This is a genomic window from Blastococcus sp. CT_GayMR16, from assembly GCF_004570875.1.
Taxonomy (GTDB): Bacteria; Actinomycetota; Actinomycetes; order Mycobacteriales; family Geodermatophilaceae; genus Blastococcus_B.
In genome coordinates this window covers 1-13,242 of sequence record NZ_SPQK01000010.1, presented here as the reverse complement: position 1 = coordinate 13,242, position 13,242 = coordinate 1, and the positions used below count along the sequence as shown (strand labels likewise).

10 protein-coding genes and 1 pseudogene are annotated in these 13,242 nt (G+C 73.2%); all 11 read left to right on the top strand.

All coding sequences use genetic code 11. The annotated features are described in order from the left end of the window. Positions 1-70: 70 nt before the first annotated feature. The gene (locus E4P38_RS12295; protein ID WP_135132105.1) at positions 71-1,435 is read left to right on the top strand and encodes a phosphomannomutase/phosphoglucomutase; all 1,365 of its coding nucleotides are present in this window, start codon (positions 71-73) and stop codon (positions 1,433-1,435) included. Positions 1,436-1,464: 29 nt separating this feature from the next. Then, positions 1,465-1,659: a Trm112 family protein gene (locus E4P38_RS12290; RefSeq protein WP_135132205.1), complete on the top strand. Its 195-nt coding sequence runs from the start codon at positions 1,465-1,467 to the stop codon at positions 1,657-1,659. Then, positions 1,656-2,801: an SIS domain-containing protein gene (locus tag E4P38_RS12285; protein WP_135132104.1), complete on the top strand. Its 1,146-nt coding sequence runs from the start codon at positions 1,656-1,658 to the stop codon at positions 2,799-2,801. Before E4P38_RS12290 ends, E4P38_RS12285 begins: the two co-directional genes overlap by 4 nt. Next, on the top strand, positions 2,798-3,823 hold the full coding sequence (locus E4P38_RS12280) for a cation diffusion facilitator family transporter (protein ID WP_135132103.1): 1,026 nt from the start codon (positions 2,798-2,800) through the stop codon (positions 3,821-3,823). The genes E4P38_RS12285 and E4P38_RS12280 overlap by 4 nt, the downstream gene beginning before the upstream one ends. A 70-nt stretch (positions 3,824-3,893) precedes the next feature. After that, entirely contained in the window at positions 3,894-5,642 is a 1,749-nt protein-coding gene (locus E4P38_RS12275) for a glycerol-3-phosphate dehydrogenase/oxidase (protein ID WP_135132102.1), read from the top strand. 85 nt (positions 5,643-5,727) lie between these two features. Further along, positions 5,728-6,891 (top strand): mannose-6-phosphate isomerase, class I, encoded by a 1,164-nt coding sequence (manA, locus tag E4P38_RS12270; RefSeq protein WP_245160979.1) that lies wholly within the window; start codon positions 5,728-5,730, stop codon positions 6,889-6,891. 239 nt (positions 6,892-7,130) lie between these two features. After that, positions 7,131-8,627: an adenosylhomocysteinase gene (gene ahcY / locus E4P38_RS12265; RefSeq protein WP_135132100.1), complete on the top strand. Its 1,497-nt coding sequence runs from the start codon at positions 7,131-7,133 to the stop codon at positions 8,625-8,627. Positions 8,628-8,709: 82 nt separating this feature from the next. Beyond that, on the top strand, positions 8,710-9,426 hold the full coding sequence (gene mtrA, locus E4P38_RS12260; protein ID WP_135132099.1) for an MtrAB system response regulator MtrA: 717 nt from the start codon (positions 8,710-8,712) through the stop codon (positions 9,424-9,426). A gap of 16 nt (positions 9,427-9,442) precedes the next feature. Then, positions 9,443-11,164: an MtrAB system histidine kinase MtrB gene (gene mtrB, locus E4P38_RS12255; RefSeq protein WP_135132098.1), complete on the top strand. Its 1,722-nt coding sequence runs from the start codon at positions 9,443-9,445 to the stop codon at positions 11,162-11,164. Further along, positions 11,161-12,885 (top strand): LpqB family beta-propeller domain-containing protein, encoded by a 1,725-nt coding sequence (locus tag E4P38_RS12250; RefSeq protein WP_135132097.1) that lies wholly within the window; start codon positions 11,161-11,163, stop codon positions 12,883-12,885. The genes mtrB and E4P38_RS12250 overlap by 4 nt, the downstream gene beginning before the upstream one ends. A gap of 83 nt (positions 12,886-12,968) precedes the next feature. Further along, positions 12,969-13,242 (top strand): annotated as a pseudogene (locus E4P38_RS12245) (ComF family protein); the annotation flags it as partial.

Here is a 13,242-nt window from a genome sequence, read left to right as displayed (position 1 = left end):
GGGGCGAGGTCCTTCTGCTGAAGGGTGGCCGTTCGAGCACGCCACAAGGCGCGCCGATAGGGTCCGCGTCGTGCCCGATCTGTCTTCGCTCATCAAGGCCTACGACGTCCGGGGCGTGGTTCCGGACCAGTGGGACGAGGGGATCAGCCGGGCGATCGGTGCCGCCTTCGCCGAGTTCGTCGTCGGTGACAGCGGTGCGACCGCCGTCGTCACCGCCCACGACATGCGCGAGTCCTCCATCCCGCTCTCCCGCGCCTTCGCCGAGGGCGTGATCAGCCGCGGTGTCGACGTCGTCGAGGCGGGACTCGGCTCCACCGACCTGCTGTACTTCGCGGCCGGCTCGCTGGACATGCCCGGCGCGATGTTCACCGCCAGCCACAACCCCGCCCAGTACAACGGCATCAAGATGTGCCGGGCCGGTGCGGCGCCCGTCGGGCAGGACTCGGGGCTGGTCACGATCCGCGAGTGGGCCGAGCAGGATCGCTACGACCGCGCGCCCGCCCGGGTCGGCGAGGTCACCCAGCGCGACGTGCTCGCCGAGTACGCGGCGCACCTGCACGGTCTCGTCGACCTCTCCGGCATCCGGCCGCTGACGGTCGTGGTCGACGCGGGCAACGGCATGGGCGGTCACACCGTCCCCGTCGTCCTCTCGGGTCTGCCCCTGGAGATCGTTCCGCTCTACTTCGAGCTGGACGGCTCCTTCCCCAACCACGAGGCCAACCCCCTGGACCCGGCCAACCTGGTCGACCTGCAGGCGGCCGTCCGGAAGCACGGTGCCGACATCGGGCTGGCGTTCGACGGGGACGCCGACCGGGTCTTCGTCGTCGACGAGAACGGCGACCCGGTCAGCCCGTCGGCGATCACGGCGCTGGTGGCCGTCCGGGAGCTGGCCAAGGGCCGCGGGACGACGATCATCCACAACCTGATCACCTCGCACGCCGTGCCGGAGATCGTCCGCGAGCACGGCGGCAACCCGGTGCGCACGCGGGTGGGGCACTCGTTCATCAAGGCCGAGATGGCCCGGACGGACGCCGTCTTCGGTGGCGAGCACTCGGCGCACTACTACTTCCGTGATTTCTGGCGGGCCGACACGGGCATGCTCGCCGCCATGCACGTCCTCGCCGCACTGGGGGAGCAGGCCCGCCCGCTCTCGGAGCTGACCGCGGCCTACAGCCGGTACGCCGCGTCCGGCGAGATCAACTCAACGGTCGCCGACGCCCCCGCGAGGATGGCCGAGGTGCGCGATGCCTTCGCCGAGGAGGACGGGGCGGTCGTCGACGACATGGACGGCCTGACGGTCGACCTGTCCGACGGCGCGTGGTTCAACCTGCGGGCCAGCAACACCGAGCCGCTGCTGCGGCTCAACGTCGAGGCGCCGGACGAGGCGCGGATGACCGAACTCCGGGACCAGGTACTGAGGATGGTGCGGGCATGACCACTGCCAACGGGACGTCGAGCGGGCCACTGGGTCTCGATCCGCAGCTGCTGGCGATCCTGGCCTGCCCCGACACGCACCACAGCCCGCTGACCGTGGACGAGGCGGCGAGCGAGCTGCTCTGCACCACCTGCGACCGCGCCTTCCCGGTGCGCGACGGGATCCCGGTGCTCCTGCTCGACGAGGCGCGACACCGGGACGGCGGGGGCACGAACCCCTCATGACGTCGCCCGAGCTCGCCGAGGAGGTCCTCGACGACCTCGAGGTCCTGCGTGCCCGTGACCCGCGCGGGCTGCTCCCCGCCGTCGCCGGCGCGGGAGCGCAGGTGCGGGAGGCCGCCCGGCTGACGACCGAGGCGGGCCTCGGCCGGGTGACCGAGGGGGGCCGGCCGCGGGGCCTGGTCATCGTCGCCCGCCGGGAGGGCGCGGTGGCGGCCTCCGTGCTGCGCGCCCTCCTCGGGCCGTCGAGCCCGGTGACGGTCGACGTCGTCCCCGGTCCGGCGCTGCCGGTGTGGACCGGACCCACCGACATCGCCGTGGTGGCGACCCGGACGGGCGCCGGCCGCTACGCGGTGGCCCCGGCGTACGAAGCGGCACGGCGGGGGGTGTCCCTCGTCGGCATCGGCGCGGAGGACGCGCCGCTGCGGGCGGCCTGCTCCGCCGCGCGGGCGCCCTACGTCTCGCTGCCGCACTCCCGCGTGCAGCACACGACGTTGTGGTCGCTGCTGACGCCGCTGCTGCAGCTGGCCACCGAGCTCGACCTGATCCCCCAGGGTGTGGCCGAGCCCGAGGCGATCGCCGCCGCGCTCGACGAGGTCGCGGGCGAGTGCGGGCCGGCGCAGGAATCCTTCGTGAACCCGGCCAAGACCATGGCGCTCGAGCTGCTCGGGGCGCTCCCGGTCATCGCCGCCGAGGGCCCGCTCGCCGGCGCCGCCGCCACCCGGATCACCGACCAGCTGGCCACCCTCGCGGGCCTGCCGGCCACCGGGTTCCGGCTGCCCGACCAGCGAGTGGCCGCGTGCGCCGTCCTGGGCGGGCCGCTGGCCCCCCGCGACGGCGCCGACGACTTCTTCCGGGACCGCGCCGACGACGCCGGGCGACGCCTGCGGCTGCTGACCATCCGCGACGCCGAGGCCGGTGGGGACGACGGCGCAGGGGAGCGGGAGCCGCGGTCGGCGGCGGCGGCCATGGACACGGTGCTGCGGGCCGCCGCAGAGCACAACGTCCCGGTCAGCGGGCTGGCCGAGCACGGCGACCCCACGCGGTTCGCCCGCCTCCCTCGGCTGGCCCGCCAGCTCTCGGTGGCCGACTTCACCGCCGTCTACCTGGCACTCGCACTGGACAACGAGAGGGCGCTGCGTTCATGACCGCCGAGTCGAAGGCCACCGCCGAGCACGACGCAGCCAACGGTGCCGGCGGGGAGGCGGGCGAGCCCGGCGGCGGCCACGGGACGCGGGCGATCATCGCCGCGCTGATCGCCAACCTGGGCATCGCGATCGCCAAGTTCGTCGCGTTCCTCGTGACCGGCGCGTCCTCGATGCTGGCCGAGGCCATCCACTCGGTCGCCGACTCGGGCAACCAGGTGCTGCTGCTGGTCGGCGGGAAGCGGGCGGCGCGCGCGGCGACCCCGGAGCACCCCTTCGGCTACGGGCGCGACCGCTACATCTACGCGTTCATCGTGGCGATCGTGTTGTTCAGCGTCGGCGGTCTGTTCGCCATCTACGAGGGCGTGCACAAGCTGCAGAACCCGGAGGAGCTCACCTCGCCGGGCTGGGCGATCGGTGTCCTCGTCGTCGCGATCGGGCTGGAGAGCTTCTCGCTGCGGACCGCGGTGCACGAGACGGCCGCGGTGAAGGCTCCGGGGCAGAGCTACTGGAAGTTCATCCGCACCGCCCGCCAACCCGAGCTCCCGGTGATCCTGCTCGAGGACGTCGGTGCGCTGACCGGCCTGGTGCTCGCTCTCCTGGGCGTGGGCATCGCGACCCTGACCGGCAACGGGGTCTACGACGGGCTCGGCACCGTGGCGATCGGCCTCCTCCTGGTCGTGATCGCGTTCATCCTCGCCATGGAGACCAAGAGCCTGCTCCTGGGGGAGTCCGCGACGCCGGAGGACCAGCGCAAGATCGTCGCGGCCCTCGAGGGCGGCCCGTCCCCGGTGTCGGTCATCCACATGAAGACGCTGCACCTGGGCCCCGACGAGGTCCTGGTGGCGGCCAAGATCGCCGTGCAGCGTGGAGACACCGCGGAGGAGATCGCGGACCTCATCGACGCCGCCGAGCGCCGCATCCGGGACGCCGTACCGATCGCCCGCGTCATCTACCTCGAGCCCGACGTCCGGCGACCCACGGCGTCCGGCACCTCCGGCGCCACGGTGACGCAGGGGGCCTGAGGGGCTCGGCGCGCACCGCGGAAGGCGGGTCGCGCTCCCGCTCCCGCCCGGCGGGGGGACAGTGGAGGGCATGAGCCGGACCATGCTTTCCCCGGCGCGCCGCCGTGCCGACCGCGCCGCCCTCCAGGACGAGGTCGTCGACGTCCTCGTCATCGGCGGCGGCGTCACGGGCGCCGGGGCCGCCCTCGATGCGGCCAGCCGCGGGCTGTCGGTCGCGCTGGTCGAGGCCCGCGACTTCGCCTCCGGCACCTCCAGTCGGTCCAGCAAGCTGATCCACGGCGGGCTGCGCTACCTGGAGCAGTTCGCGTTCCCGCTGGTGCGCGAGGCGCTGGCGGAGCGGTCGCGGCTCGTGCAGACGATCGCGCCGCACCTGGTCACCCCGTTGCCGTTCCTGCTGCCGCTGACGGCGCCGGTCTGGCAGCGCGCCTACTACGGCGCCGGCATCGCCCTCTACGACGTGCTGGGCGCGGCCTTCACCAGCGACCGGGAGATCCCCCGACACCGCCACCTGTCCCGCAAGGCCACGCTGCAGGCCTTCCCGGGGCTGCGCGGCGACGTCGTCCGCGGCTCGATCCGCTACTGGGACGCCCAGGTCGACGACGCCCGGCACACGCTCGCCGTCGTCCGCACCGCCGCCGGCTACGGCGCGAGGGTGCTGTCCAGCGCCCGGGTGACCGGGCTGATCCGGGACGGCGAGGGAGATCAGGCCCCCGTGGTCGGGGCGCACGTGGCCGACCTCGCCGACGGGACGTCGTTCAGCATCCGGGCCCGCAGCGTCATCGCCGCCACCGGTGTGTGGAGCGACGACATCGGCGCGATGCTCGGCGTGTCCGCGCCCAGCCTGAAGGTGCGCGCGTCCAAGGGCGTGCACCTGGTCGTGCCGCGGTCGGCGATCGACGCCTCGGAGCTGACGGCGGCCGGCGCGCAGCAGTCGGGGCTGATCCTCCGGACGCCGACGAGCGTGCTGTTCGTCATCCCGTGGGGCGACCGCTGGATCGTCGGCACCACCGACACCCCGTGGCGGCTGGACCGCGACCACCCGGCTGCCTGCAGCACCGACATCAGCTACATCCTCGAGCAGGTCAACGCGGTGCTCGTCCGCCCGGTGACCCCCGACCAGATCCTCGGCGTCTACGCCGGGCTGCGCCCGCTGCTGGCGGGGGAGTCCGACGAGACGAGCCGGCTATCCCGCGAGCACGCCGTCGTCACGCCCGTGCCGGGGCTCGTGCTCGTGGCGGGGGGCAAGTACACGACCTACCGGGTCATGGCCGAGGACGCCGTCGATGCGGCCGTCGCCGGGCTGCCCGGTGTGCCGGCCTCGCGGACCGCCCACCTGCCGCTGGTCGGCGCCCACCAGTGGGACGTCGTCCGCGACTCCGCGCCCCAGCTGGCCGCCGGCTGGAACCTGCCCGAGGAGACCGTCGAGCGGCTGCTGCGCCGCCACGGCGACCGCATCGGCGACGTGCTCGAGCTGGCCCGCACCCATCCGGCACTGGCGCGGCCGCTGACGGGAGCGCCCGGGTACCTGGCCGCCGAGGTGGTGCACGCGGTGATGGCGGAGGGGGCGCTCCACCTCGACGACGTCCTGACCCGGCGCACCCGGGTGTCGATCGAGTGCGCCCACCGCGGCGTCGACTCCGCACCCGAGGTCGCGGCACTGATGGCCGAGGCACTGGGCTGGGACGAGGAGCGGACCGCGCGCGAGGTCGAGCACTACACCGCCCGGGTCGCCGCCGAGCGGGAGTCGCAGCGGATGCCCGACGACCGCACCGCCGACGCAGCCCGGCTGGGCGCCCCGGACGTCCGCGCGGGCGTCTGACGACTGGGCCGCCTGCCCTCGACGAGTGAGCGTCGTACCCGTGGGTGAGGGCGAGTCGGTAGCCTCCGACCCGATGTGGTCCCTGATGAACACTGTGCGTCACTACCCCTGGGGTTCGCGCACGGTGATCCCCGAGCTCCTGGGGAAGGCGAGCCCGGCAGACCGGCCGTACGCCGAACTGTGGATGGGCGCCCACCCGGATGCTCCGAGCGTGCTCTCGACGGGCACGCCGCTGGACAAGGCGATCCAGGAGCAGCCCGAGGCGCTCCTCGGTCCCGCCGTCCACGCGCGGTTCGGGACCCGGCTGCCCTTCCTGATGAAGGTGCTCGCCGCCGAGCAGCCCCTGTCGCTGCAGGCGCACCCGACCAACGAGCAGGCCGAGGCCGGGTTCGCCGCCGAGGAGGCCGCCGGCGTGCCGCGCGACGACTCGACGCGGACGTTCAAGGACCCGTTCCACAAGCCGGAGCTGCTGCTCGCGCTGACGACCTTCGAGGCGTTGTGCGGCTTCCGGCCGGTGGAGGAGTCGCTGCACTGCCTGGCCAAGCTCCAGGTGCCCGAGCTGAAGCCGACCATCGCCGCGCTCGCCCGCGGTGGGCTGCGGGCCGCCATCCCGCAGCTGATCGCGCTCTCCCCGGAGCACCGCTCGGTGCTGGTCAGCGCGGTCGCCGAGGCGGCCGGGCGGTTCGTGGCCGCCCACGATCCCGAGTTCATCAACACCTACCGGTGGGCGGCGTCCCTCGCGACGACCTACCCCGGCGATCCGGGCGTGGTCATCTCGCTGCTGTGCAACCACCTGAAGCTGGCGCCGGGGGAGGCGGTGTTCCTGCCCGCCGGGAACCTGCACGCCTACCTGTCCGGCGCGGGGGTCGAGGTCATGGCGGCCTCGGACAACGTCCTGCGCGGCGGGCTCACCACCAAGCACGTCGACCTGGCCGCACTCATCGAGGTCCTGGACTTCACCGACGGCCGGGTGCCGGTCATCCACCCGGTCCTCGGGCCCGGGGGGCTGCGCTATCCGGTGCCGGTCGACGACTTCGACCTCACCCGCATCCAGCTCGACACCGGGTCCGGATCGCTGACGACCGGCGGGCCCCAGGTCGTGCTGTGCACCGAGGGCACCGCCGTCCTGGCCTCGTCCGAGGGTGAGCTGACCCTCGAGAAGGGGGGTTCGGCCTTCGTGCCCGCCGCCACGCCGGTCACCGCTCGTGGTCCCGCCGTCCTCTACCGGGCGACGACGCACCTCGGCTGATCGCACCTGGGCTGATCACACCTGGGCCGCTCGCACCTCAGCTGACCCACCGGCCCCGGACGAGCCGCTCCGTCACATTCCGTCCCGTAGGGGCTGCGTAACGGTACGGTCTCGACGTACCCTGGGACACGGTACGAGCCCCGCCGAAGCCTCGGCATGCTCGCTCGAATCCCCCGCAGACCGCCGAGACGGCCCCGCCGCGCCCTGCGCAGCCGGCCGCCCCCGCCCACTGGAGCGACATGACCGCCAGCACTGGCACCCGTCCACTGACCACCCCGACCGGTGAGGCTGACTTCAAGGTCGCCGACCTCTCCCTCGCCGGCTTCGGCCGCAAGGAGATGCAGCTCGCCGAGCACGAGATGCCCGGCCTGATGTCGCTGCGCGCCGAGTACGGCGACGCACAGCCGCTCGCCGGCGCCCGCGTCGCCGGCTCGCTGCACATGACGGTGCAGACCGCCGTCCTCATCGAGACCCTGACCGCTCTCGGCGCCGACGTGCGCTGGGTCAGCTGCAACATCTTCTCCACGCAGGACCACGCCGCCGCCGCGGTCGTCGTCGGCGACGGCACGGCCGAGGAGCCCACCGGCGTCCCGGTGTTCGCCTGGAAGGGCGAGACGCTGGAGGAGTACTGGTGGTGCACGCAGCGCCTCTTCGAGTTCCGGGACTCCTCCGGCGAGATCGTCGGCCCGAACATGCTGCTCGACGACGGCGGCGACGCCACCCTCCTGGTGCACCTCGGCACCCGCTTCGAGGCCGACGGCTCCGTCCCCGACACCACCGAGGCGGACTCCGAGGAGTACGCGATCATCCTCGAGACGCTGCGCAACAGCCTCGCCGAGGACGGCCAGCGCTGGACCCGCGTCGGCCAGGCCATCAAGGGCGTCACCGAGGAGACCACCACCGGCGTCATGCGGCTCTACGAGCTCGCCCGCGACGGTCGCCTGCTCTTCCCGGCCATCAACGTCAACGACTCGGTCACCAAGAGCAAGTTCGACAACCTCTACGGCTGCCGCCACTCGCTCATCGACGGCATCAACCGCGCCACCGACGTCATGATCGGCGGCAAGGTCGCCGTCGTCTGCGGCTACGGCGACGTCGGCAAGGGCTGTGCCGAGTCGCTGCGCGGCCAGGGCGCCCGGGTGATCGTCACCGAGATCGACCCCATCTGCGCGCTGCAGGCCGCGATGCACGGCTATGAGGTCAACACCCTCGACAACGTCATCGGCAAGGCCGACATCGTCATCACGACGACCGGCAACAAGGACATCATCAGCGCCGAGCAGCTCGCCTCGACCAAGCACCAGGCGATCATCGGGAACATCGGCCACTTCGACAACGAGATCGACATGGCCGGCCTGGCCCGGACGCCCGGCGTCGTCAAGACCACGATCAAGCCGCAGGTCGACGAGTGGCGCTTCGCCGACGGCCACACGATCATCGTGCTCTCCGAGGGTCGGCTGCTGAACCTCGGCAACGCCACGGGGCACCCCAGCTTCGTCATGAGCGCCTCGTTCTCCAACCAGGTGCTCGCGCAGATCGAGCTGTGGAACAACCGTGCGGCGTACGAGGGCCAGACCCCCGGCGTCACCGTGCTGCCGAAGAAGCTCGACGAGCACGTGGCCCGGCTGCACCTGGATGCCCTCGGCGTCCAGCTGACCGAGCTCAGCAAGGTGCAGGCCGACTACATCGGCGTCCCGGTCGAGGGTCCGTTCAAGAGCGACCACTACCGCTACTGATCGCCTCTGCAAGGCTGACGCCCCACCCGCCCGGGGATCTCACTCGGGCGGGTGGGACACCTTTTCCCCTGACCAGCGCAGAATGGGCGTCGTGCCACCCACCGCTCCGCAGAACGGGCCCAGCCGCGGCCGTGTCCTCGTCGTCGACGACGACGCCGCCCTCGCCGAGATGCTCGGCATCGTGCTGCGCCGGGAGGGGTACGAACCAGCATTCGTCTCCGACGGCAACCGCGCGGTCGGGGTCTTCCAGCAGACCCGGCCCGACCTGGTGCTCCTGGACCTGATGCTGCCCGGCCGCAACGGCCTGCAGATCTGCCAGGACATCCGCACCCAGTCGACGGTGCCGATCGTCATGCTCACCGCCAAGGGCGACACGATCGACGTCGTCCAGGGGCTGGAGGCCGGCGCCGACGACTACGTCACCAAGCCGTTCAAGCCCGTCGAGCTGGTCGCCCGCGTACGCGCCCAGCTGCGCCGCGGGGAGACCGGTCAGGCCGAGAACCTCGCGATCGGTGACGTGCAGATCGACGTCCCGGCCCACCAGGTCATTCGGGACGGCGCCCCGATCGCGCTGACGCCGCTGGAGTTCGACCTGCTGGTCGCCCTGGCCCGCAAGCCCCGTCAGGTGTTCACCCGCGAACTGCTGCTCGAGCAGGTCTGGGGCTACCGGCACGCGGCCGACACCCGGCTGGTCAACGTCCACGTGCAGCGCCTGCGCGCGAAGATCGAGCGCGACCCGGAGAAGCCCGAGGTCGTGCTGACCGTCCGCGGCGTCGGCTACAAGGCGGGGCCACCGTGAGCGTCACACTGGGGCAGTGACCCGCACCGAGCTGCCCTCCGGGGACGCTGAGGTCCTGGCCTCACCCGAATCGGAACAGCCGTCCCGCAGCGCGACGGAGCTGCGGCGGATCCGCCGCGGCCTGCGACGCCGCGCGGTGCGCCTGCGCCGTCGGTCCTACGTCCTCTCCCGCCGGCTGGCCGTCCGCGCTCTGCACACGTGGCGCTCCTCGCTGCAGGTCCGCATCGCCGCGATCACGATGTTCGTCGCGGGCACGGTGGTCGTCATCGTCAGCCTCGTGCTGTTCAGCCAGATCCGGGACCAGCTGCTCGACGTGAAGCGGCAGGCCGCCATCGACCAGGCCCGCGCCGGTGTGACCTACGCGCAGACCCAGGTGTCCGGGATCGCCACCGGCGACGCGGCGAGCGTCCGCACGGCGCTGGACCGCACCGTGACCCAGCTGCGGGCCCGCAGCGGCGCGGCCGGCAGCTTCGACGTCGTCATGGTCCACCGGACCGGTGACGTGGAGCGGACCGCCCCCAGCCCCAGTCCTGTGTTCCAGGCGCTGCCGGCCGACCTCCGGGCCGACATCGACGGCGGCGGGCAGTCCTACAAGTACTGGCAGGTGCCGGATCAGCAGGGGGTGCCGCAGCCGACCCTGCTCATCGGACTCTCGGTGCCCAGCGACACGGCCGGGAGCCAGCGGATCGAGCTGTACTACGCGTTCCCGCTGGACCAGGAGGGAGAGAGCCTCTCCCTCATCCGGACGACGGTCATCATCAGCGGGATCGCGCTGACACTGTTCGTCGTCGGCATCGGGGTGCTGGTCACCCGCCTGGTGGTCGACCCCGTGCGCCGGGCGGCCGGCATCGCCCAGCGGCTGGCCGAGGGGCAGCTCGAGCAGCGGATGACCGTGCGCGGCGAGGACGATCTCGCGCGGCTGGCGACCAGCTTCAACGCGATGGCCGACAGCCTCCAGCGGCAGATCACCCAGCTGGAGGGGCTCTCGCAGCTCCAGCAGCGCTTCACCTCCGACGTCTCCCACGAACTGCGGACGCCGCTCACGACGGTGCAGATGGCCGCCGACGTGCTGCACGACGCGCGGGGGGACTTCCCGCCGCACGTCGCCCGCTCCGCCGAGCTGCTGCGCGCCGAGCTCGACCGGTTCGAGGGGCTGCTGACCGACCTACTGGAGATCAGCCGCTACGACGCCGGCGCCGCGGTCCTCGACTCCGAGCCCGTCGACCTGGGGGCACTGGTCGCCCGGGTGGTCGCCGGCGTGTGGTCGCTCGCCGAACGGCACGACTCCGAGCTGGTGGTGAACCGGCCCGACGAGGACGTGATCGCCGACGTCGACGCCCGCCGGGTGGAACGGATCCTGCGCAATCTGGTCGGCAATGCCATCGAGCACGGGGCCGGGAAGCCGATCGAGATCACCCTGGCGGCGAATCGCACCGCTGCTGCGGTCACCGTCCGCGACTTCGGCGTCGGCCTCAGCTCCGCCGACGCCCAGCACGTCTTCGACCGGTTCTGGCGGGCCGATCCGTCCCGGGTCCGCACGGTCGGTGGCAGCGGTCTCGGTCTGTCGATCAGCCTCGAGGACGCCCGCCTGCACGGGGGCTGGCTGCAGGTCTGGGGCCAGCCCGACGCCGGCGCCCAGTTCCGGCTCACGCTCCCCCTGACCGCCGACGGGGACCTGACCAGCTCACCGCTGCCGCTGCGCCCGGCCATGGTCCGCCGTCCCGGAGCGTCGTCGTGACGCGCTCCCCGGCCCGGCGATGGGCGCCGGTGCTGGCGCTTCTGCTGGCCCTCTCCGCCTGCTCGACGGTGCCGAACTCCTCGCCGACCGTGCAGATCCCCGAGGCACCGTCCCGGCCGGCCGAGGCCGTCGGCATCGAGCCCCTCCCGCCGGAGCCCGGTGCGACGCCGGAGGAGATCGTCCGGGGGTTCATCGACGCCGCGGCCAGCTCCCGCCCCGGTCACCCCGTCGCCCGTGAGCACCTCACGCGCGAAGCCGCCGGGTCGTGGTCGGACGAGGCGGGCATCACCGTGCTGAGCCCCGACTACGCCACGGTCGCCACCGAGGTGGACGCGGTCACGCTGACGGCCAACCCGGTCGGGACCGTCGACCCGCGCGGGGTGTTCACCGTCGGCGGGACGGGGGTCTTCACCCGGCAGTTCAACCTCGAGCAGGTGGACGGCGAGTGGCGGATCAGCGATCCGCCGAACGGCCTGATCATCCTCGAGCCCGACTTCGAGCGGCTCTACGTCGAGCGGGACGCCTTCTTCCTGGACCTGACCGGCCAGCGGGTGGTGCCGGATCCGCGCCTGCTGATCAAGGGCGACGCGCAGCCGACAGCGCTGGTCCAGCGGCTCCTGGACGGGCCGTCCGGGGCGCTCGCGGCGGGGGTGCAGAACCCCCTGAACGGCGTCCAGCTGCGCAATGCGGTCACCGTGGACGAGCAGGCAGCCGTCGTCGACCTGACCGCGCTGACGGCCGATCCGGCGCCGGTGCTCTCGCAGATCTGTGCGCAGATCGTCTGGACCCTCGCCCCGTTGCGCATCAACCGGGTCGAGATCCGGGTCGACGGCGAGCCGGTGGACATCGCCGGGATCCCCGACGAGCAGACCGTCGAGGACTGGGCCGCCTTCAACCCCGACGCGGTGCCGCTGGACGCGGTGGGCCACTACCTCAGTGGGGGTGCGCTGCACACCGTCTCCCGCGGGGAGCCCTCGCCGGGGCCTGCGGGCACCGGGGTCTACGGCCTCACCAGCGCCGCGGTGTCGGCCGAGCCGCGCACGGGGCAGCTGTCCTTCCTCGTCGGGGTCCGGCAGGACGCCGGCGGGGCGACGCTGTACGCCGGGCCGTATGCCGGCGACCTCGCGGCGGTGCTGACCGCCACGACGCTGGACAGCCCGACCGTGGCGTCCACGCGGTCGGAGGCGTGGGTGGTGCGCGACGGCACCGACGTGGTGCGCGTGCCGGCCACCGGCGCCCCGCAGGCGGTGAGCACGCCGACCCTGCAGGGCCTCGGTCGCGCGGAGGTCCTCCGCCTGTCGCCGGACGGCGTCCGCGCCGCGCTCGTCGTCGACGGGCCAGGTGGCCGCGGCCTCTACATCGGGACCGTCGTCCGGACCGAGGCGGGCAGCGTGGAACTGCGGGATCTGCGCGGCGTGGCCCCCTCGCTGTCGCAGGTGGTCGACGTCGCGTGGCGGGACAGCGGGAACCTGCTGGTGCTCGCCCGCGACCAGGGGAACGACCGGGTCGGCGTCTACCAGGTGGGCGTCGACGGCTGGGGGCTGACGGGCGTGCCGACGGCCGGCCTGCCCAGCCAGCCGGGGTCCATCGCCGGAGCGCCGACCCGCCAGCCGCTCGTCGACGCCGGCGGCACGATCTGGCAGCTCGCCGGCGGCACCTGGGTGACCCTGGTCCGCGGGGCCGAGCCGCTGCCCGGGACGGCACCCTTCTACCCGCTCTGAGTTGTCCACAGGAGAAGGACCCCGTCCTCCTCAGGCCCCGCAGGCTCGGCCCGAGCCTCTGGCCGGGGCCATAGGCTGACCGGATGGGCGGATCGGGGATCGGCGCACTGGCCGGTGCGCTCGCCGACCTGGTCCTGCCCCGCACGTGCGCGGGCTGCGGGCTGCCTGGATCGATCCTCTGCCGGCGCTGTGCGGCGCTGCTCGCCGTCCCGCGACCGGCGACGCCGCGCCGCGTCCCGTGGGGCTTCCCGCCGACCGCCGCCGCCGGCGCCTACAGCGGCCCGGTGCGGCCCGCCGTCAACGCGTTCAAGGAGCGGGGCCGGGCGGAGCTGGCCCGCCCACTGGGGACGGCGCTCG

Bases quoted from the DNA above. Each gene is read 5' to 3' on its own strand.
- ahcY (WP_135132100.1), top strand. From the start codon at position 7,131: ATGACCGCCAGCACTGGCACCCGTCCACTGACCACCCCGACCGGTGAG.
- E4P38_RS12280 (WP_135132103.1), top strand. From the start codon at position 2,798: ATGACCGCCGAGTCGAAGGCCACCGCCGAGCACGACGCAGCCAACGGT.
- E4P38_RS12275 (WP_135132102.1), top strand. From the start codon at position 3,894: ATGAGCCGGACCATGCTTTCCCCGGCGCGCCGCCGTGCCGACCGCGCC.
- E4P38_RS12285 (WP_135132104.1), top strand. From the start codon at position 1,656: ATGACGTCGCCCGAGCTCGCCGAGGAGGTCCTCGACGACCTCGAGGTC.
- mtrA (WP_135132099.1), top strand. From the start codon at position 8,710: ATGGGCGTCGTGCCACCCACCGCTCCGCAGAACGGGCCCAGCCGCGGC.
- manA (WP_245160979.1), top strand. From the start codon at position 5,728: ATGAACACTGTGCGTCACTACCCCTGGGGTTCGCGCACGGTGATCCCC.